This window comes from Streptomyces glaucosporus (genome assembly GCF_039533345.1).
In the GTDB taxonomy this organism is placed as follows: Bacteria; Actinomycetota; Actinomycetes; order Streptomycetales; family Streptomycetaceae; genus Streptomyces; species Streptomyces glaucosporus.
The window spans coordinates 95,729-114,025 of record NZ_BAAATJ010000004.1; the positions used below are offsets into that span (position 1 = coordinate 95,729).

Genomic DNA, 18,297 nt, shown 5'->3' on the forward strand with positions numbered 1-18,297 from the left:
CCGCGGCCGGGCCGGGCCAGAACCGCACTCGGGCCGCGGCGGTCGGCCGGCCTGCCACCGCGCGGTCAGGTGGGGGCCGTGGCCGGAAGGCCGGTTCCGGTCCTGGGCGGGGGCCGTCCGGTGGTCAGCCGGAGGGCTCCCACGGGGTCGGTGCTTCCGGCTGCTCCTGCGGAGGGGACACGACGGGGCACGCGTGGCCCGACTGCGTCATCGCCCATCCGTCCCCGAACACATGGAGGCTGCTGGGCGCGGCGGAACGGCGCGCGGTGTCGTCGTCGGCTTCCGCGTCGGCGCGGGGAACGGCGGTGGGGACCGGCGAAGCGGCGTGGCTCACCGTGCACGTCAGCTGGAGCATGGCCCGACGGCTCAGCGGAGCCGTCTCACCGGGGAGTTCGACGAAGATGATGCCGCCGTCGTTCGCCACCCGTGGCACGTCCGTCAGGCGGGGCAGCTCCGTGGTGGCCGACGGGGCCTCGTTCGCGGCCGACGCCTCGAACAGCAGGCGTACGACGGCCTCGAGGTCCCCGGCGTCGTCGATCCGGTGGGGACGGGGCGTCAGCTCCCCGTCGCGCAGGAAGAAGAGGGAGACGGTGGTGGGCGTCGAGGACGGTGCCGGGCCGGGGGAGAACATGCCGCTCGCCGGCGCACCGGCCTCGATGACACCGGACGGGGGGACTCCGCACGCCGTGAGCGCGACCGCGGCCGCGGCCGTGAGCCCGGACAGCAGCGCCGCCGTCCGTGCGCCCCTCACCGTGCGCCCCCGCCGGTCTCGGTGGCGGTGTCGTCGTGGTGCAGCGGGAGTTCGACCGTGAACACCGCGCCGCCCCCGGGCAGGTTCGCCGCCCGGATGCGTCCCCCGTGCAGGTGCACGTTCTCCGCCGTGATGGCCAGACCCAGTCCGCTGCTCTCGCTCCTGGCCCGTGAGGTGCTCGCCTTGTAGAACCGCTCGAAGATGTGCGGCAGGGCCTCCTCGGAGATCCCCGGTCCGTTGTCGGTCACCTCGATGACGGCCCACGCCATGCCGTTCCCTTCCTCCCGCACCCCCATGGTCAGCCGCACGGGCGGCTCTCCGTGCCGCAGCGCGTTGCCGATCAGATTGGCCGTCACCACGTCGAGTCTGCGCGGATCGACGCGCGCGCGGAGCTCACCCGGTCCGGGCAGCCGGGTCTCCACCTGCTCCTGCCGCCACCGGGAGGCGACGGTGCGCCGTATGGACTCGGCCAGGTCGATCTCGTCCCGGTTGAGTTCGGCCGCCCCCGCGTCGAAACGGGAGATCTCCATCAGGTCGTTCACCAATCCGCTCAGCCGGTTCGTTCCCTCGCTGATGAGCCGCAGCGCCTCACCGGTCTCCCCTTCTCCCTCCAGGTCCAGCATGTCGGTGACCGCCGACATCGCCGCCAGCGGCGTGCGCAGCTCGTGGGAGACGTCCGCCACGAAGCGGCGCCCCTGGGCCTCCAGGCGGCGCAGCTCCCGTACGGTCCGCCCCAGTTCGGCCGCCATCTCGTTGAAGGACTGGGAGAGATCGGCCAGTTCGTCGGAGCCGGTGACGTCCAGCCGGACGTCGAGATGCCCCGCGGCCATCCGGCGCGTCGCCCGGCGCAGCGCCCGTACGGGACGCAGTACGCCGCTCGCGGCGAGCAGCGCCAGGACGACGGCGAGGCACAGGGCCACCAGGGTGGCCCGCTCGATGCCGTGGACCATGGCCTCGACGTACCCCTCTTCGGTGGTCTGCGGGACCTCCAGGTACATCACGAGCCCGGAGAGCCTGCTCTCCAGGCCCTCGCCCCAGGTGTACGTGACGGGCATGCCGACGACGAGACGAGGACGCCCGTCGACGTTCATCCGCTGGAACACCGCGGCGCGTCGGTCCCGGACGGACCGGAGCATCTCGGGGCTCGGCTCGACGAAACCGGCGCTCGGCGCGTAGGCGCGGTGACCGCCGTACACGGCCATGACCCGCCAGCCCGACGACCGGTTCGTGCGCAGCACCTGGTCCACCGCGAACTGGAGGTCCGCCTGGTTCGGGGCAATGGGGATGGAGGGCGCGACGGCGTCGACGCTCGTACGGAACCGGTTGATGACGGAGTCCTGGCTCTGCTGGAGCACCCCCGTGCGCGCCTCGCGGAAGGCGAGGGCCCCGGTGCCCAGGGAGCTGGCCATGGCCACCAGGACGAAGGACGCCAGCAGGCGGGGGCGCAGACCGCGCAGGGGGAGCGGGATGCGTGCCAGGGCCGCCCGGAGGAACCGCCGGGGGCCGGCACCCGGTACGGCGGCGGGGGGCTCTTCAGCCGTGGGGACCTCGGGTGCGGTTCTCCGCTCCCCGGCGGTCCTCCGCGCCCGTACGGTCTTCCGCGCCCGTACGGTCTTCCGCGTCCGTACGGTCCTCCGTGTCCGCGCGGACGTCCGGTCGCTCATGAGGTGCCGAAGCGGTAGCCGAACCCGCGTACGGTCTGCACGTAACGAGGATTCCTGCCCTCGCCGAGCTTGTTGCGCAGTCGCTTCACACAGGCGTCCACGAGCCGTATGTCGCCGTGGTAGCTGTGTTCCCAGACCGCTTCCAGCAGCTGCTGGCGGCTGAACACCTGGCCGGGCGAGGCCGACAGGGTCAGCAGCAGCCGCAGTTCGGAGGGGGCGAGGGTGACGGGTTCGCCGCGGTGCGTCACCACGAGCCCGGCGCGGTCGACGACCAGCTCGCCGTGCGTCTCCGCCCGGGGACGGGTGCCGTCCGGCAGCGACGCGTCCTGTCTGCGCAGTACGGCCCGTATCCGTGCGTCGAGCACCCGGGCCTGCACGGGCTTCACCACGTAGTCGTCCGCACCGGTCTCCAGTCCCACGACCACGTCGACGTCGTCTCCCCGGGCCGTCACGATGATGATCGGCACCTGGTCGCGGTCCCTGATCCGGCGGCACACGTCCAGGCCGGACATGCCGGGCAGCATGAGATCGAGCACGACGACGTCCGGCCGGAAGGGGAGGAGCTGTTCCAGCCCTTCCTCCCCCGTTTCCACGGCGGAGACCTCATGCCCCTGATGCCGCAGACCCAGTTGGACGGCCCTGCGGACATCCAGGTCGTCTTCGATGATCAGGACTCGTGGCATTTCGGCAGTGTAAGCAGACCGGATGAGACGACCGTCCCGAGGAAGGCCCCTCTCCGACCGCCGTTACACAACGATCACACGGGCCGGGGAACGCGGGCGTCGTTATCCTTCCGTGACAGCGCCGGCTCATGGGGATCATCTGGGATCACCAGATTGAGCTGCCATGTACTCGGTACGAGAGCGGCAATCCGCACCCGCCACCGGCAGCACCGCGGCCGGTCACCGCGCCGGTCGCCGACGCCGGTCCGCCCATCGCCGGAGACGGCCGCGCCGCCGGGGCCGGAGCCTGCTGATCGGCCTGCTGGTGGCCGCCGGACTGCTGGGTTCGGCGGCGTACCTCCTGGGAGGCGGGCGGAGCGACGCGTCGAGCGGTGCGCCGCACCCGCGAAGCGCGCACGTCACCCCCACTCCCACACCGTCCCCCTCCGCCTCCCCTTCCTCCTCCCCCTCTCCCTCCGCGAGCCGGACCGAGATCGACGTCCCCCCGACGGGCAGCGGTACGTTCGTCACCGCGCAGGCCAGTGGGGAGACGGTGGGCAGCGGTTCCCGCCCGGTGCGCTACGTCGTGGAGGTCGAGACCGGCCTCGACATCTCGCCGTCCCAGGCGGCGAACGAGATCGCCGAGATACTCGCCGCCCCGCGGGGCTGGACCCACGACCCGGACAACGCGTTCCAGCTGGTGGGCGCGGGATCGCCGCACGACATCGCGATAAAGATCGCGACACCGGCGACGGCGGACGCCCTGTGCTGGGCGGGCATCCAGCAGGACACCGGAGGCGAGTACAACTGCGAGGTCCCCGGAGGGGTGGTGGTGAACCTCAAGCGCTGGGTCGAGGGCTCGCCCAACTTCGACGGGCCGATCCATGACTACCGGGCGCTGATCATCAACCACGAGGTGGGGCACTTCCTCGGTCACTCGCACGTGACCTGCGGGGGCGCCGGGCGACTGGCCCCCGTGATGATGCAGCAGATCAAGGGCCTGCACGGCTGCGTCGCCAACGCCTGGCCCTACGACGAGAACGGCGACTTCGTCACCGGGCCGCCCGTATGACCGGACCGGTGCCGGTCCCGAGGCCGGCCGTCACGGCGGCCGGCCGTTACAGCTCGGTCATGCACCGGCCCCAGGGCCATGAACTGCCGGCACCACTGTGGATTCCGCGTTCTCCTGCGTCCGCAGGCGGGCGTTGTCACGTTGCCGGGTGTGTGGGTGTCCGACGGCGTGTCGAGGTGCGGGGGCCGGGTGCCGGCCCTGGGCTCAGGCCGCGGCAGGCCGGCCGGTGACGCCGGTGGCCTGCTCCCGGACAGCGGAGCGGACGGCCATCCCGGCGCGGTGTCGGGTGCCGGTCATCAGGTGGCGGCGGGACCGGAAGCGGGGTGAGATGCCGCTGAACGCGGCCAGGAACCGCTGCGCGGCGCGCACGCCGCGGAAGTCCTTCACCGCCCGTTCTCGTTGCCGGGTGGGCTGGTGGCTGTTCTCGGCCCGGTTGTTCAGGCCCTTGTGCGGACGGTGCTCGGCAGAGGGCATGACCTCGCGGTGGGCCGCGCCGTAGGAGCGGAGCTTGTCCGTGGCGATCACCCGCGGCACCCAGCCCGTCTTCGTCAGCAGCGTGCGGAAGAAGCGCTTGGCCGCAGCCGTGTCCCGGCGGCTCTGCGCCAGGACGTCCAGCACCGTCCCGTCCTGGTCCACAGCCCGGCACAGGTATTTCCGCTCACCGTTGATCCTGGTGAAGACCTCGTCCGGATGCCGCTCGCCGCCGGGCTGAGGCTGTCGGCGGCGCAGGCCGTCGGCGTACTGCTGACCGGACTCCGGGCACCAGCGCCGGACGGTCTCGTACGAGACGATCATGCCGCGCTCCAGCATCAGCTCCCCGACCTCCCGGAAACCGAGCGGGAAGCGGAAGTACAGCCACACGCAGTGCGAGATCACCTCGACCGGATACCGGCGCCCCCTGTACGACGGCGCACTGTCCACGAGCGGTCCCCCTCCACCATGACCAAGCCGGAGATCATTCCACCCGGACAGCCGACGTGACAGCACCTACCGGGCCGCCACGGGCCAAGGACGTCCGCGCAGCCCTCGGCCACGAACTGCTGCCGGGGAACGTCGAAGGCACCCGCGCCAAGCTGAAACGCCTGGTCAACCCCGGGATCCTCACCGAGGCCGACACCGGCAACTTCGCCAGGAAGCAATAGCCGACACAGCCTCCACCAGCAGCCTTGCTCCCACCTCGGCCGGAAACGGACATCACCTTGCGAACCACCCACTCGCACGCCTTCCAAGGGGAGTTCGGCACCACACCGGGACGGTATCGAGCCCAGGCCGCGAAACGATCCGCTGACGTTGAAACGAACTGACAGCGGGAACCCGGAACGGCTCGAATCCCGCCTCGGCGGCGGTGACATCTCGGGTCAGCGTCCTGCGGGTGTCACGGGTTCCAGGTCATAGTGGCGTAGACCCGGTCGAAGCGTCCCGCGGCAAGGTCCTGCCGGGAGATCGACCAGGAGTAGAAGGCCATCTCCAAACCGTCGAGCCCGTGCATCCACTGGGCCAGACACACCCAGTCCTCGGGACGTACGTCCGTATCGGGCGCGGGCAGTTCGCCTCGGGCCACCGCTCGTGCCGCTTCCCGCCCGGCCGCCACGCTGGGGTCCTCCGCCCAGTTCTCGTCCTCTGCGTACCCACCCAGCTGAAGCCCGCGGCCGATGTCCTCGCCCGGCATCTCAGTCCATACCTCGATCAGTTCGTTCGCATGGGGGTGGTCCGGGTGATCCACGCAGCCCAAGGGCTGCCCGGGAGCGTAGACCGCGGTGTAGTACGGCAGGGAGACGCCGGTGTTCAGGTGGAGCAGCCCTTCCGGGAGATCCGTTTCGTAGGGGTAGTTCTTCCATTCCGGGTCGAGGTCCACAGGGCGTTCCTCGACGGGTGTGCCGGCGGGAATGTGGAGCGCACTCCCCAGGTTTTCCACCCCGATCCGGTCGGGGTCGGGGTCGGCGAACAGCAGCAGGTGGCCGTCGGCGGGCAGGTCGAGGTCGGTCACTCCTGCGGGCAGCGCGGCGAGGTCGATGGTGGCGGCGAGCTTGCCCCGGGGATCGGGGGCGTCCGCGGGAAGCATGAGGGGCCCGCCGAGCCGGCCCACCACCGGCCCGTCCCCTCTGGTGCCCAGCAGGGCGCAGGGTCGGGCGAGGTCCGTCCACCGTGCGATGTCGTCCGGGGGGATGCCCTCTGCGAGGGCGCTCTCACGGAACTCATTCAGTGTGTCCAGGTCTTCGGGGGACATGAGAAGCTCCTTGCGGTCAGGTCGGTTCGACGGGAGGCATCGCGCCGGGTGAGCGGCGGATCGTGGACGTCAGTGGTGCAGCGTGACGGTCACGCCCCGTGCCCTGAGTTCGGTCACCACGGGGTCGGGGACGCCCGACGGCGAGGTCGCAATCCGTTCGGCCAGGTGGACGTGTGACAGCGCCGGCATGTCGAGCAGAGGCCCGAGGTCCTGCAGGGACAGGCATCCGCGCAGGTCGAGTTCCGCGAGGCGGGGCGAAGCGGTGAACAGGGTGATGTCCTGCAGTGCGGCCCAGCGCGGACCGGCCACGCTGAGCGAGCTGAGCCGTTCCACGGGTACGCCCTCGACCGAGGGGCGGTCGTTCAGGGAGCGGAGGGTCAGTTCACGCAGGCCGGAGCAGTCCCGGAGGGCCCCGAGCGATTCCAGGTTCTCCATGTACAGCAGGGTCAGTGTGGTCAGCGCAGATCCGGACAGGTCACCGAGGTCGCGGACGGCGGAGCCGTTGATCATCAGCGTGCGCAGCGCGGGCAGGCGGTCGAGACCCTTGAGGTCGGCCAGCGCGGAGCAACTGGTGAAAGTCAATTCCCGCAACGCCGGCAGCTCGCCCAGCCCTTCGGTGGTGCGCAGTGCCGCACTGCCGTGAATCCCGAGCTTCGTCAGCCGGGGGTGACCGTCCAGCCCTTCGAGCGTCGTCAGCTCGTCGCAGCTGTCGAGTTCGAGGGACTGGAGTCGAGGGAGAGCCGCGAATGGCGAGAGGTCGTGGAGCTGGTCGCCGCTCATCCGGAGGTGGGCGAGGTTCGGCAACCCGGCGAGTCCCTCCAGGTCCGTGAGAGACCCGCAGGAGCGGAGATCCAGGGATTCCAGAGCGTCGAGCGCCCCGCTGAACGGACGGAGGGAGCGCACCTTGGTCCGACTCAGCCTCAGCTGACGCAGATTGCTGAGGCTCAGCAAGGGCTCGAAGTTCTCGACGGCGCCGCACCGGCTCAGGTCGAGGCGGGTGAGCCGGGAAAGACGGCTGACCGGGGTGAGGTCCTCCACGCTCGCGCAGTCACCGAGATCGAGGTCCGTGAGACCGGTGAGTTCACCGACCTCGGTGAGGTCTGTGAGCTCGTCACACCGGTAGAAGTCGAGCTTTTCGAGCATCGTGAGATGCCGCAGGCCGCGCAGGGAGGATGCGTACGGCAGCCGCAGTTCCGTCCTGCCCTCCTGGCGGAACGCCGGAGCCAGCAGGTGCTCGGCGAAACTGTCCGGGTCACGTTCCGTCCTCCACAGACGGACGAGGAACTTGGACGCGTACGGGTCCAGAGGGGTGAACCGGGCGGCCAGTTTCAGGGCATGCCCGCCGTCACCTGGCGCGGACAGGGAGACCAGTTTCCTGACGGCCTTGCGCGCGCGGTACGCCGGGGCGTCCAAGTTCTCGCAGAAACCGAACGGGTCTCCGTCGGCTATCGCCCACAACCGGAGCAGTTCCTCGGTGGAGCAGTCGGACATGCCGCTGTACCGCACGGCCGGCTCCAACGCCGCGTCGCCGCCGCCGGACGCTGCCAGCAGCATGAGCTCCCTGACCGCCTCACCCGCCTCGGCGGGATCCGCGTTTTCCAGAAGCGCCTTTAACCGCCTTGTTCGCGCTGTCGTGTTGTTGTCCTGCGTGTCGTCGGTGGGCACACCGGGGGAAGTCGGTCGTGTCATGGGAGGACTCTAGGAGGCAGGTGTGACATGAAGCCTCCTCTTGATCGTGGACACCTGGCAACTGGGATCCCGGGTTCCACAGGAAGCAGCGTCAGGTGGGAAACGAGTACACGAAGCGGTACACCGAGGAGTTCGAGCGGGACGCGATCGCACTCGTCGATTCCTCGGGCAAGACGGTCACCGCCGTCGCCCGGCGCAGGCGGTGTTCGCTGCCCCGGCCTGTACGACGACCAAGCCCGCCCCGGACCTGATCGGCCGCGACCTCCATGCCGAGCGCCTCGTCCTGCCCGGGGACGTCCTCCGCCTCCCGCACGTCGTACCCGGCGTCCCGCAGCGCGACGGCTGCGCGGACCGCGGGGTGGGCGCCGTGGCCGCCGGGATCCGCACCGACCCGCCGGAGTCGTTGCCGAGCCCGAGCGCGGCCATGCCGGTGGCGACGGCCGCTCCGCCGCCGCCGCTGGAGCCGCCCGGCGTCCGCCGCGTCACCGCGGTGCGGGCCCGGACACGGGGGAGAGCCCCGCCGCACCCCGGTGACGGCTCGTCACCGGGCGCCGGGCCGCAAGCTGCGGAAGGTGCGGCGGTAGGTGTCCGGGGGCACGCCGACGGTGCGCTGGAAGTGCCGGCGCAGCGTCGTGGCGGTGCCCATGCCGGAGGCCGCCGCGATGGCCTCGATGCTGTCGCCGGTGGTCTCCAGCAGTTCCTGGGCGCGCCGGATCCGCTGGGTCAGCAGCCATTGCAGCGGGGTGGTGCCGGTCACCGACCTGAAGTGGCGGCCCAGGTTGCGCGAGCTCATGTTCGCCCGGCGGGCCAGGTCCTCCACGGTCAGCGGTCGGTCGAGCCGTTCGATCGCCCAGGGGAGCAGCTCGGCGAGCGGGTGGTCGTCCTGCTCGGGCACCGGGGCGGTGACGAACTGGGCCTGGCCGCCGGCCCGGTGCGGGGGCACGACCAGGCGGCGGGCGACCGTGTTGGCGACCGCCGCGCCGTGGTCGAGGCGGACCAGGTGCAGGCACAGGTCCATCGCGGCGGCCTTGCCGGCGGAGGTGAACACGCTGCCGTCGTCCACGTAGAGGACGTCCGGGTCGACCTCCACCCTGGGGTGGCGGGCGGCCAGGGTCCGGGTGTGCGCCCAGTGCGTGGTCGCGCGCCGGCCGTCCAGCAGGCCGGCGGCGGCCAGCACGAACGCGCCCGTGCACAGGGAGGCCACCCGTGCGCCCGCCTCGTGGGCCGCGCGCACCGCGTCGACCAGGTCGGCGGGCGGGGCCTCGTCGACGTCGGCCCAGCCGGGGACGATCACCGTGTCGGCGTGCGGGAGCCGGTCGAGCCCCCGGTCGGGCTCCAGCCGGAACCGGCCGAACCGCACGGCGCCCGGTCCGCAGACGACGACGCTGTACCAGGGATCGGCCGTGCCGGGCGGACCGGTGCCGAAGACCTCGTACGCCACGGACAGCTCGAAGTGCAGCATCCCGTCGGTGACGGCCAGCGCGACAGTACTCACGTCCGGAATTGTACGGACCGTGTCGCTTCGGACACTAGCGCCGATCAGCCGCCGACGTCAGGATGCTGACGGCTGATCATTTCGAGTACGGCGGGAGAACCGATGGGACGGGGACACACGGTGGCGGTGTTCGGCGCTTACGGGCACACCGGGCGCTTCGTGGTGGCGGAGCTGCGGGACCGCGGGTTCGTTCCGCTTCCGTCCGGACGCGACGCGGACAGGCTGCGGGCGCTCGCGGCGTCCCACCCGGGGCTCGACACCCGGACGGCCTCGGCCGGCGACCCGGCCTCGCTCGACCGCGCGCTGGACGGCGCGGACGCCGTGATCAACTGCGCCGGGCCCTTCGCGGCGACCGCCGCCCCGGTGATCGAGGCGGCACTGCGCGCCGGGATCCCGTACGTGGACGTGGCGGCCGAGATCGAGGCCAACCTCGACACGTTCACGCACTTCGCGGACCGTGCCCGCGCCGCGGGCACGGTGGTGGTCCCCGCGATGGCCTTCTACGGCGGCCTCGGCGACCTGCTGGTCACCGCCGCGATGGGCGACTGGACGACGGCCGACGAGGCGCAGATCGCGTACGGGCTGGACAGCTGGCACCCCACGGCCGGCACCCGCGCCGCGGGCGCGGTCTCCCGGGAGCGAAGGAACGGACGGCGCGTCCGCTACAGCGGCGGGCGGCTGGAGTACCGCGACGACGCCCCGCCGACCCTGGAGTGGTCCTTCCCCGAGCCGATGGGGACCCGGACCGTGATCGGGGAGTTCAGCATGGCCGACATCGTCACCGTCCCCAGCCATCTGGCCATCCCCGAGGTGCGCACCTGCATGACGGCCGGGGCGGCCAGGGACCTGGCGGCCCCGGACACCCCGGCGCCGGCCGCGGCCGACGAGCACGGGCGGTCCGCGCAGACCTTCCTCGTCGACGTCGTCGTGCGCTCCGGCGGCAGAGAGCGGCGCGCCGTGGCGAGCGGCCGGGACATCTACGCCGTCAGCGCGCCCCTCGCGGTGGAAGCGGTCCACCGTGTCCTGGCGGGACGGGCCAGGACGACCGGTGTCGTCTCCGCCGGCGCGGCCTTCGACGCGCCCGACTTCCTCCGCGCCCTGTCCGCGCACCTCTCGTTCGACCTGCGGCGGTGAACCCCGCTGGGGCCGGCCGCCCACGCCGGCCGGCCCCAGCGGGAAGCCCGCGGCACGGTGCTCCCGGATGCCTCCGCATAGCGTTCACCTTCAATTCGTTGCAACGAACAGATGTCTCCTGTTGCATTAATCTTGAAGACGTTGCAACGATTTACCACTCTCTACCTGCACTTATGTAGTTAATGTGCAACTACTTCATTGCCGAAGTCGTGAACGCAACGTAGCTTTTCCGTCACGAGAAACAAAGGGCCGAAGAGACGCACGACGCGGAAGTCCGACACTCCCGCTCCGGTCTCCGCCGCCCCGGACACCCCGCCACCGGCCACGGCGACATCACCGCCCGCGACCGGCACCGAGGAAGGACGGAAAGATGAGCACCACTCGGGACTACCAGGCCGCGGAGCGACTCCTGCGCCGGTCCGCCCGCCCCGGCGAACTCGTCGTCGGCGACAAGGTCAGGCCGCGGTGGACCGACGGAGGCGCCCGTTTCCGGTACGCGGTGAGCAACGGCGCCGGCAGGCGGTTCGTGCTGGTCGACCCGGCGGCGGGCACCCGCGAGCCGGCCTTCGACCACGCCCGGCTCGCCGCCGCGCTCACCGCCGCCTCCGGGCGGCAGGCCGACCCGGAGGCCCTGCCGTTCCCGGCCTTCGAAACGGCCGGGAACACCGTGGAGTTCGACGCGTTCGGCGAGCACTGGCGCTGCCGCCTGGACGACTACACCTGCGAGCGGGCCGAGCCCGCGCCGCCGGGCAACCCGCTGGAGGTGCCGTCCCCCGACGGGAAGACCGCGGTGTTCCGGCGGGGGCACGACCTGTGGGCGCGCTCGCTGTCCGACGGCCGCGAGTGGGCGCTGACCACCGACGGCGGGCCCGACCACCGCTACGGCCCCGGCCCGGACTGCACGGGCAACGGCACGCTGCTGCGCAAGTTCGGCCTGCCGCACCTGCCGCCCGCGGTGGCCTGGTCGCCCGACTCGACGAAGGTGCTGGCGCACCGCACCGACGAGCGCGGCGTCCGGCAGACCCACCTGGTGGAGGCCGGACCCGCGGGCGGCGGCGCACCCGTCCTCCACACCCAGCGGTACGCCTACCCCGGCGACGAGCGACTGCCCCGCGCCGAACTGGTCGTGCTGGACGTGCGGGCGGGCACCGTGGTCCGCGCGCAGGCCGAGCCGCTGCTCATGCCGCAGTTCTCGCCGATCACGGCCGGGTGGGCGTGGTGGGCGGAGGACGGCTCGGCGGTGTACTACCTCGACCGGCCCCGGGACCTGCGCACGCTGACCCTGCACCGGCTGGACCCGGCCACCGGCGAGGTCACCACCGTGCTCCGCGAGACCGGGACCACCCGCGTGGAGCCCAACCAGTGGATGTACGAGCCGCCGATCGTACGGGTGCTGGCCGACGAGGTGCTGTGGTACTCGCAGCGGGACGGCTGGGGCCACCTGTACCGGTACGGCCTGCGCACCGGCGAGCTGCTCGGGCGGGTCACCTCCGGGCCGTGGGCGGTGCGGCGGATCCTGCGCGTCGACGAGGCCGAGCGGGTGGTGTACTTCACCGCGTCCGGGCTGGTCGGCGAGGACCCGTACCGGCGCACGGTGTGCCGGGTCGGCCTGGACGGCTCCGGCTTCGCCAGGCTCACCGACGACGGACTGGACCACGTCGTCACCGTGCCGGACGGCCAGGGGTACTTCGTCGACTCCGCGTCCACCGTCGACACCCCGCCGGTGACGACGGTCCGCGACTGGACCGGGCGGGTGCTGGTCGAGCTGGAGCGCGCCGACATCGGCGGGCTCACCGCCACCGGCTGGACGCCGCCGGAGCGGTTCCGCGTCAAGGCGGCCGACGGGGTGACGGACGTCTACGGGGTGCTGTACCGGCCGCGGGGGTTCGACCCCTCCCGGCGCTACCCGGTGGTGGACACCCTCTATCCCGGTCCGCAGGTCAACCGGGTCGCCCCGTGCTTCGACCCCGGCGGGACGGGACTCGACGCGGAACCCCTCGCGGCGCTGGGCTTCGTGGTGGTGGCGCTGGACGGGCGGGGCACCCCGGGGCGGGACAAGGCCTTCCACGACGCCTCCCACGGCCGGCTGGCCGACGCGGGCTGCCTGGCCGACCACGTCGCGGCGCTGCGGCAACTGGCCCGGACCCGGCCGTGGATGGACCTGGACCGGGTGGGAGCGTTCGGCCACTCCGGAGGCGGATTCGCCGCGGCGCGGGCGATGCTGGACTTCCCCGAGGTGTACAAGGCCGGAGTCGCCCTCTCCGGCTCGCACGACGCCCGCTGCTTCAACGCGGGCTTCGTGGAGTCCTGCGACGGCGCGGACAACCCCGAGGCCTGGGCCCGCGCCTCCAACACGGACCTCGCGGACCGGCTGGCGGGCAAGCTGCTCCTCGTCCACGGCGAGATGGACGACCAGGTCCACCCGGACCACACGCTGCGGCTGGCCGACCGGCTCGTCGCCGCCGACAAGGACTTCGAGCTGCTCATCGTGCCCGGGGCCGAGCACACGCTCATCGACTGCCTGGCCTACGTCCGCAAGCGCTGCTGGGACTTCCTGGTGCGCGAACTGATGGGCACGCGGCCGCCGGCGTACCGCCCCGCCCCCATCGTCATCGACCCCGAACTGCTCGGCGAGCTGTTCGCCTGAGCGCGACACCGCGGGCGGGAGCCGGGGAGACCGTCGGGGTGGGGCAGTGGCGGAACCGGTACCGGCTCGGCCGGTTCCGCCGTCGCCGACGTGCGGGGGCACGCTTCCGCTGCGGGTGCGGGAACAGGAGGAGGACCGGCCGGTGGAGCAGCTCGCGCCGTACTCCGGGACGATCGGGCAGGAGCGGCTGCGGACCACCCTCCGCCTCGGCCACGAGGCGCTGGGCCAGGCGGTCGCCATGGGGCCCAATGCCCGGCACCAGGACCGGGAGGAGGTGACGCGGCGGGTGACGAAACCGCCCGGCGCCTGCGATGTCGCGCTCCCGGTCACCTTCACGGTCCGCCGTCCCCGGCGGGGACGCGGGCGCCGTGCGCGCTCACGCGCGGACGGTCCCGCCGCCCGGCGGCCGTCAGTCGAGGAAGCGCAGCAGCTCGGCGGTGACGAACGCGGGGTTCTCCTCCACGAGCCAGTGGCCGGCTTCCGGCACGTCCACCGCACGCACGATGTCGGTCATCTTCGGCGCCACGGTGTTCCGGACCGGGGCGAGCTGCCCCTGGGCGGTCATGAGGAGGGACGGGACGCGTACCGGCTCGGCCGCTTCGATGTCGCGGACGTCCTCGTCGAGGGCGCGGTAGAGGTCGAAGCCGCCCGACAGGACGTCGGGCCGGCTGTAGGTCCGCGCGTACTCGTCGATCTCGGCGGCGGTGAAGGGGGACTTGCGAGAGGTGCCGCCGAACGCCGTTCCGCCGAAGGCGACCTGCGGGTAGAACAGCGCCAGGTACTCGCGGACGTCGTCGCCGACGACCGCCTCGGGGACCCGGGGCTGGGAGTGGAAGGCGATGTGCCAGCTCAGGGAGCGGTAGGCGGACGCGTCCATCGCCGGTCCGGGCAGCGGCAGGTCGAGGTAGCCGAGGCGCTCGGTGTCGTCGGGGAACTGGGAGGCGTACTGGAACGCCACCGCGGCACCGAGGTCGTGGCCGACGACCTGGGCGTCGCGTATCTTGAGCCGCTCGGCGACGAGGGTGTGCACGTAGCGTGCCAGAGTGGCCTTGTCGTAGCCGGCCGGCGAGCCGCTGCTGTCGCCGAGTCCCGGAAGGTCGACGGCGTAGACGGTGTGGTGCCTGGCCAGTTCCGGCATGATCGGCCACCAGCCGTACCAGGTCTGCGGCCAGCCGTGCAGCAGGACGACGGGGGAGCCGCTGCCGCCCTTCACATAGTGCATCCGCACTCCGTCGACGGTGGCGAACTCGTGCCGGAAGACGCTGTTGAACTCCGGGTCGTCGTGCGTGGCGGACGCGTGGGGAGGAAAGCCGGCCTCTTGCGGGGTGCAGGCGGCTGTGCCGGTGGTCAGTACGGAGGCCAGGACGACGGATGCCGCGGTCCGGGCGAGGCGCGGTGAGCGGCGCGGTGACATGGTCGCCACGGGGTCCTTCCTGTGAGCGGGCGAGGGGGTCGAGGGGGCCGGGCGGGCTCAGGCGGTGCGGCGGACGACCAGGATGTGATCGGTGACCTCGGCCGTCCGGCCGTCCGGCCCGGTCGCCTCGCGCGTCCGCGCTTCGGCCCGCTCGACCGTCCACGTCCGCGGGGCCAGGGCCAGGTCCGCCGCGACTTCCCGCGGGGTCGGATACCGGATGTCCGGGTCCTGCACCCACGACCACGGCGCTGTCGAGCCGTGGTCGACCACCAGCAGCCGCCCGCCCGGGCGCAGGGCGTGCGCGGCCGAGCGCAGGACGGCCGCCCTGTCCAGGTCGAGGGGGGTGTGCAGGTAGTGGGCGTTGACCAGGTCGAACGCGCCGGCGGGGAAGGACTCGCGCAGGTCGCACTGCCGCGCCGTGACCCGGTCGGACAGGCCGGCCCGGGAGGCGAGGCGGGCGAGCCGCTCGACGGCCACGGAGGACACGTCCACGGCCGTGACCCGCCATCCGTGACGCGCGAGGTACAGCGCGTCGCCGCCGTTGCCGCATCCCAGATCCAGTACGTCGCCGGGCGGCAGGCCGGCGACCGCCGAGGTGAGGCATGGGTTGGGCCGGGGGGAGACGGCCTCCGGCCGGGCCGCGTGGATCCTGTTCCAGTAGGCGACCGCGTCTGTCGCGCTCATCGGGGGCTCCTCGTGTCGGGGGCTGAACGCGCACCAGTTTCGACGCGCCCGCCCAGGCCGGCACGTTCTCTTGCGGTTCCTGCAAGATGGCGTGGTGGAAGACGTACCGCAGGACGAATTCGACGGGATCGGCCCCCGGTTGCGCGCGATACGCCGCGCCCGCGGCCTCACCCTCGCCACCCTCGCCGAGGCGACCGGAGTGTCGGAGAGCACCCTCTCCCGGCTGGAGAGCGGGAAGCGCCGACCGACCCTGGAGCTGCTGTTCCCGCTGGCCCGGATCTACGGCGTCCCCCTGGACGACCTCGTCGGCGCCCCCCGCACCGGCGACCCCCGCATCCACCTGAAGCCGATCCGGCGGTTCGGGGCGGTCTTCGTCCCGCTGTCACGCCGGCCGGGTGCCATCCAGGCGTTCAAGATGATCATTCCTGCCTCCGACGGCCCCCGGGAACCGACCCCGCAGACCCACGAAGGCTTCGAATGGCTCTACGTGCTCAACGGCCGCCTGCGGCTGCTGCTCGGTGAGCGCGACCTGACCCTGGAGGCCGGCGAGGCCGCCGAGTTCGACACGACCCTTCCCCACTGGCTGGGCAGCGCCGACGGCGGCACGGTCGAACTGCTGATCCTGTTCGGACCGCAGGGGACACGCGCGCACCTGCGCGCAACGCCCGCCCGGCCCTCCCGGGAACGGAACGGGCAGTGACCTCGGCCCGTCCCCGGCGGATTCCGGGCGGCGCACGCGGACGCTCGTCGGACGCGTCAGGCGCGGGATGTCCCCCGAAGCCGTCCGGCGGTCCCCGGCCCGCGCGGGTCCCCTGGGGCGTCCGCCGCGGTCCGCGTGGGGATCGCGGACCTCGCGCGTGGCACCCTGCTGCGGCCGCCCCGCCGGTCAGGTGGATGATGTAGCAGACGTGGGAGGGAAGGGGCGGGGATGGCGCGCTGGACGGTGGAGAGGCAGGAGACGACTCCTGCGGGGCAGGTGCGTGTCGGCGGCGCGGGCTGGACGGCCGCGTGGCTGACAGGGGCCGTGGCGCTGTCGGCGGAGGGCGCGCTCGCGCTGGTCGTCCACTTCCTGGCGGGCTTGCGGAACGAGCACTACTTCGCCGCCGGCCTCCCGGCGTACGTCGGGTACCTCTTCGTGGCCGTGGTCACCGTGGTCATGCTCGGCCTGGCGGGGCTGATCGGCTCGGCGGTGGCCGTCCTGCCGGTCGTGCAGCTGTCGCGCTGGTCGGCCCGCAGGGCCGGGCGGCCGGAGACGATGCGCTGGTGCCTGGGCGTCTGCGGGGCGTTCGCCGCGGCGGCCGCCGTGTGCACCGGGGTGCCGACGGCGCTCCTCGGCGGCGGTTGGACTGTGCTTCCGCTGGTCCTTCTCGCGGTTTTCCTCGGCTTGGTCCCCGCCGTCCTGTGCACCCGGGCCGTGACCGTCCTGCGCGGCACCGGTGCCCGGTTCGGGATGGCCGTGGTGGTGTCCGCCTGCGGACTGACGCTCTCGGCGGTGGTTTTCGCCGGTGGCCTGGCGGCCTACGGGACCGGCCTGGTCCAGGTGTACGAGCCGCCGCGGCTCACCGCCGCGAAGCTCGTCGGTACCTGGACCGACGACCAGGGCGGCACCCTCACCCTCCGGGCCGATGGCACCGCGGTGGCCAACGGCCTGGACGTCCACACCACGGAGACGGCGTACGGCGGGGACGCACCCGAGCAGTGCAGTGGCTCCGGTTCGTGGGCGCGGGGCACGTCGCCGTCCGGAACCCCGCAGCTCGATCTCAGCATCAGCGGCTGCGCGGAGGGCAGCGGCTGGCAGTTCGGCGGCACCGAAGAACAGCCCACCCTCTACTACTGGATCGGCGACCCGGACTCACTCGACCAGTACACGCTGCACCGCGGGTCGCCGGTGTCGTAGCCGGAGGCGGGCTCGCCTGTTCGGCTGTCACCGGCTCCCCCGTGGAGTCCACCCCGCCGGTGACCGGCCGTGCCCGCGGCTCCGGAGGCGGCCCTTCCACCGCGTCCGGGGCCGTGCGCGTCAGGGCGTCAGGGTGCTCGCCGGCAGCGCCTGCCCCGGCGCGAGGGTCTCCAGGACGCGCCGGGCCCGGTCTCCGGCCCGCAGCGTCTCGCCGTGGCCGCACCGGGCGCCGGCGCGGCGGGCCTCGGTGCGGGCCACGGCGGACAGCACCTCGCCGACCCGCTCGGCGCCGCCGAACTGGAACCCCAGCTGGGTGGTGTAGCACGCGGCCGCGGCGGTCTTGCGGGCCAGGACGGCGCCGATGTCCACCGTCACCTCGCCCGTCGCCCCGTCCGTCGCCGAGCCCGTCGCCGCGGGCCCGCCGGGGGGAGGCCCGTCCGCGGCGCGCGGCGCGCGGGCCACGTAGGGGACGTCGCGCCACCAGCAGGTGCGCGGTGGCGGCGCGGTGGCGGCGACCGCCCGGGCCGTGATCACGTGGTCGACGTGGCCGCCGATCCCCTGCGGGGCGAGGACGAGGTCCGCCGCCGCCAGGTGCGGGCGGAGCAGCCGCTCCAGCTCCGCGCCGACCGTGTCGCCGGCACGGGGCGGAGTGAAGAGTTCCGGCGCGCTGCCGTACCCGCGGTGCGGCGCCTCGGGCAGCGGCAGGTGCACCGGGGGCAGCGCGCCCAGCACCCGCTGCGCGGCGGTGTCCTCCGCGCGGCGCAGGGCCATGTAGTCGGCCTCCGCGGGCAGCCCCTTGTCGAGCTGGGTGGACAGCGCGAAGGGGCACGGGTCGTCGACCGAGGCCGTGAAGCAGGTGACGACCCGCACCGACCAGCCCGCCCGGACCAGGACGGCCAGGACGCCCCCGGCGGAGAAGACCGCGTCGTCCAGGTGGGGGCTGACGGCCACGGCCGTACGG

At 72.9% G+C, this 18,297-nt stretch carries 17 protein-coding genes and 2 pseudogenes; 8 read left to right on the plus strand and 11 right to left on the minus strand.

The genetic code is table 11. From position 1 onward, the window contains the following. Positions 1 to 124: 124 nt before the first annotated feature. Genes ABD358_RS06475 through ABD358_RS06485 form a run of 3 tightly spaced genes read right to left on the minus strand, consistent with a single transcriptional unit; the run spans position 125 to position 3,098 of the window. Entirely contained in the window at positions 125 to 751 is a 627-nt protein-coding gene (locus tag ABD358_RS06475; RefSeq protein ID WP_344629881.1) for a hypothetical protein, read from the minus strand. Further along, a complete protein-coding gene (locus ABD358_RS06480) occupies positions 748 to 2,415 on the minus strand; it encodes a sensor histidine kinase (protein ID WP_344629882.1) in 1,668 nt (555 codons plus the stop codon). The genes ABD358_RS06475 and ABD358_RS06480 overlap by 4 nt, the downstream gene beginning before the upstream one ends. Continuing rightward, positions 2,412 to 3,098 (minus strand): response regulator, encoded by a 687-nt coding sequence (locus tag ABD358_RS06485; protein WP_344629883.1) that lies wholly within the window; start codon positions 3,096 to 3,098, stop codon positions 2,412 to 2,414. The genes ABD358_RS06480 and ABD358_RS06485 overlap by 4 nt, the downstream gene beginning before the upstream one ends. Positions 3,099 to 3,261: 163 nt before the next feature. Between ABD358_RS06485 and ABD358_RS06490 the strand changes: the two genes are divergently transcribed. Further along, positions 3,262 to 4,149, plus strand: coding sequence for a DUF3152 domain-containing protein (locus tag ABD358_RS06490; protein ID WP_344629884.1), 888 nt, complete (start codon positions 3,262 to 3,264; stop codon positions 4,147 to 4,149). A gap of 204 nt (positions 4,150 to 4,353) precedes the next feature. Here ABD358_RS06490 and ABD358_RS06495 read toward each other — a convergent pair whose 3' ends face one another. Continuing rightward, positions 4,354 to 5,070 carry an IS6 family transposase gene (locus ABD358_RS06495; RefSeq protein WP_344629885.1) on the minus strand — a complete coding sequence of 239 codons (717 nt, stop codon included), beginning with the start codon at positions 5,068 to 5,070 and terminating at the stop codon, positions 4,354 to 4,356. Positions 5,071 to 5,126: 56 nt separating this feature from the next. On the opposite strand from ABD358_RS06495, the gene ABD358_RS06500 reads away from it, so the two are divergent. Next, entirely contained in the window at positions 5,127 to 5,291 is a 165-nt protein-coding gene (locus ABD358_RS06500; RefSeq protein ID WP_344630122.1) for a hypothetical protein, read from the plus strand. A gap of 233 nt (positions 5,292 to 5,524) precedes the next feature. Here the strand turns inward: ABD358_RS06500 and ABD358_RS06505 are convergent, their stop codons facing one another. Beyond that, positions 5,525 to 6,376, minus strand: coding sequence for a YwqG family protein (locus tag ABD358_RS06505; protein ID WP_344629886.1), 852 nt, complete (start codon positions 6,374 to 6,376; stop codon positions 5,525 to 5,527). A gap of 69 nt (positions 6,377 to 6,445) precedes the next feature. Continuing rightward, positions 6,446 to 8,065, minus strand: coding sequence for a leucine-rich repeat domain-containing protein (locus ABD358_RS06510; RefSeq protein WP_344629887.1), 1,620 nt, complete (start codon positions 8,063 to 8,065; stop codon positions 6,446 to 6,448). A gap of 95 nt (positions 8,066 to 8,160) precedes the next feature. On the opposite strand from ABD358_RS06510, the gene ABD358_RS06515 reads away from it, so the two are divergent. Continuing rightward, a complete protein-coding gene (locus ABD358_RS06515) occupies positions 8,161 to 8,316 on the plus strand; it encodes a transposase (RefSeq protein ID WP_344630123.1) in 156 nt (51 codons plus the stop codon). Positions 8,317 to 8,434: 118 nt separating this feature from the next. On the opposite strand, the pseudogene ABD358_RS28385 reads toward ABD358_RS06515, so the two are convergent. Beyond that, positions 8,435 to 8,542, minus strand: a pseudogene (locus ABD358_RS28385) (amidase family protein); the annotation flags it as partial. A 64-nt stretch (positions 8,543 to 8,606) separates the two neighbouring features. Continuing rightward, entirely contained in the window at positions 8,607 to 9,560 is a 954-nt protein-coding gene (locus tag ABD358_RS06525; RefSeq protein ID WP_344629888.1) for a helix-turn-helix domain-containing protein, read from the minus strand. A 102-nt stretch (positions 9,561 to 9,662) separates the two neighbouring features. Here ABD358_RS06525 and ABD358_RS06530 point away from each other — a divergent pair, with 102 nt between their 5' ends. From ABD358_RS06530 to ABD358_RS06540, 3 genes and pseudogenes are all read left to right on the plus strand, one after another. Beyond that, positions 9,663 to 10,694: a saccharopine dehydrogenase family protein gene (locus ABD358_RS06530; RefSeq protein WP_344629889.1), complete on the plus strand. Its 1,032-nt coding sequence runs from the start codon at positions 9,663 to 9,665 to the stop codon at positions 10,692 to 10,694. 370 nt (positions 10,695 to 11,064) lie between these two features. Further along, positions 11,065 to 13,341, plus strand: a complete 2,277-nt coding sequence (locus ABD358_RS06535) for a S9 family peptidase (protein ID WP_344629890.1) — start codon at positions 11,065 to 11,067, stop codon at positions 13,339 to 13,341. A gap of 109 nt (positions 13,342 to 13,450) precedes the next feature. After that, positions 13,451 to 13,690 (plus strand): annotated as a pseudogene (locus ABD358_RS06540) (hypothetical protein); the annotation flags it as partial. 60 nt (positions 13,691 to 13,750) lie between these two features. Here ABD358_RS06540 and ABD358_RS06545 read toward each other — a convergent pair. Both ABD358_RS06545 and ABD358_RS06550 read right to left on the minus strand, forming a co-directional pair. Further along, a complete protein-coding gene (locus tag ABD358_RS06545) occupies positions 13,751 to 14,755 on the minus strand; it encodes an alpha/beta fold hydrolase (RefSeq protein ID WP_344630110.1) in 1,005 nt (334 codons plus the stop codon). Positions 14,756 to 14,812: 57 nt separating this feature from the next. Then, positions 14,813 to 15,439: an SAM-dependent methyltransferase gene (locus ABD358_RS06550; protein WP_344629891.1), complete on the minus strand. Its 627-nt coding sequence runs from the start codon at positions 15,437 to 15,439 to the stop codon at positions 14,813 to 14,815. A 94-nt stretch (positions 15,440 to 15,533) separates the two neighbouring features. Here ABD358_RS06550 and ABD358_RS06555 point away from each other — a divergent pair, with 94 nt between their 5' ends. Next, on the plus strand, positions 15,534 to 16,139 hold the full coding sequence (locus ABD358_RS06555) for a helix-turn-helix domain-containing protein (RefSeq protein WP_344629892.1): 606 nt from the start codon (positions 15,534 to 15,536) through the stop codon (positions 16,137 to 16,139). 228 nt (positions 16,140 to 16,367) lie between these two features. Continuing rightward, positions 16,368 to 17,336 (plus strand): MFS transporter, encoded by a 969-nt coding sequence (locus ABD358_RS06560; RefSeq protein WP_344629893.1) that lies wholly within the window; start codon positions 16,368 to 16,370, stop codon positions 17,334 to 17,336. 120 nt (positions 17,337 to 17,456) lie between these two features. On the opposite strand, the gene ABD358_RS06565 is transcribed toward ABD358_RS06560, so the two are convergent. Continuing rightward, positions 17,457 to 18,287, minus strand: a complete 831-nt coding sequence (locus tag ABD358_RS06565; RefSeq protein ID WP_344629894.1) for a PIG-L deacetylase family protein — start codon at positions 18,285 to 18,287, stop codon at positions 17,457 to 17,459. Between the last annotated feature and the right edge of the window lie 10 nt (positions 18,288 to 18,297).

What these genes read in the sequence shown, in the direction of transcription:
- ABD358_RS06505 (WP_344629886.1), bottom strand. Translation starts at nt 6,376, where the DNA reads ATGTCCCCCGAAGACCTGGACACACTGAATGAGTTCCGTGAGAGCGCC.
- ABD358_RS06480 (WP_344629882.1), bottom strand. Translation starts at nt 2,415, where the DNA reads ATGAGCGACCGGACGTCCGCGCGGACACGGAGGACCGTACGGACGCGG.
- ABD358_RS06530 (WP_344629889.1), top strand. Translation starts at nt 9,663, where the DNA reads ATGGGACGGGGACACACGGTGGCGGTGTTCGGCGCTTACGGGCACACC.
- ABD358_RS06485 (WP_344629883.1), bottom strand. Translation starts at nt 3,098, where the DNA reads ATGCCACGAGTCCTGATCATCGAAGACGACCTGGATGTCCGCAGGGCC.
- ABD358_RS06545 (WP_344630110.1), bottom strand. Translation starts at nt 14,755, where the DNA reads ATGTCACCGCGCCGCTCACCGCGCCTCGCCCGGACCGCGGCATCCGTC.
- ABD358_RS06560 (WP_344629893.1), top strand. Translation starts at nt 16,368, where the DNA reads ATGGCGCGCTGGACGGTGGAGAGGCAGGAGACGACTCCTGCGGGGCAG.
- ABD358_RS06550 (WP_344629891.1), bottom strand. Translation starts at nt 15,439, where the DNA reads ATGAGCGCGACAGACGCGGTCGCCTACTGGAACAGGATCCACGCGGCC.
- ABD358_RS06510 (WP_344629887.1), bottom strand. Translation starts at nt 8,065, where the DNA reads ATGACACGACCGACTTCCCCCGGTGTGCCCACCGACGACACGCAGGAC.
- ABD358_RS06490 (WP_344629884.1), top strand. Translation starts at nt 3,262, where the DNA reads ATGTACTCGGTACGAGAGCGGCAATCCGCACCCGCCACCGGCAGCACC.
- ABD358_RS06535 (WP_344629890.1), top strand. Translation starts at nt 11,065, where the DNA reads ATGAGCACCACTCGGGACTACCAGGCCGCGGAGCGACTCCTGCGCCGG.